Raw genomic sequence first — 484 nt, 5'->3', positions numbered from 1 at the left:
GGATGGGATAACGGTTATATGGAAGCACTGTTATTTAATCAATTTTAGCCGACTAAAATTTCATGCGTAACCCCTGGGTAAGAAGCAAGGTTTAATTTCCGTTGGGTGGGATCTATCGGGATGATCCCATGCACGCAACCAAATACTCAATTCGTTCAGGGATCAGGATGATGTGATGATATGGTAGCGATTAATTTAATTGTAAAACATAACCCTGAATTTTCTTTGCTTCTGATGGGATATAACAGATATGGTAAAAAAATTATTCTATTGGTTTCTGCTGCTTTTCTCGGGGCGGGTATCGTAATGCTGGTTCAATGGATGCGTCCTCCCACGGAAGATCCTTACTTTTTTTTAAATCCTAAAGCAACTACCATTGGTGACTACTATCACTCAATCGAAACTCCTATTAACCTCAGCTTCGTTTAAAAATAGCGATATCACAATCCCGTAAATTCAAGCTCGGTTTTTTAGGTTGGAATGT

At 38.8% G+C, this 484-nt stretch carries 1 protein-coding gene; it reads left to right on the top strand.

Annotated elements, in window-relative coordinates:
- Positions 1-180: 180 nt before the first annotated feature.
- Positions 181-429 carry a hypothetical protein gene (locus NXS07_RS20795; protein WP_258087606.1) on the top strand — a complete coding sequence of 83 codons (249 nt, stop codon included), beginning with the start codon at positions 181-183 and terminating at the stop codon, positions 427-429.
- The last annotated feature ends 55 nt before the right edge of the window (positions 430-484 follow it).

Source organism: Xenorhabdus bovienii, assembly GCF_024721015.1.
Lineage (GTDB): Bacteria > Pseudomonadota > Gammaproteobacteria > Enterobacterales > Enterobacteriaceae > Xenorhabdus > Xenorhabdus bovienii.
Note: the sequence above shows the minus strand (reverse complement) of the source record. Positions and strands in the feature narration are given on the sequence as shown.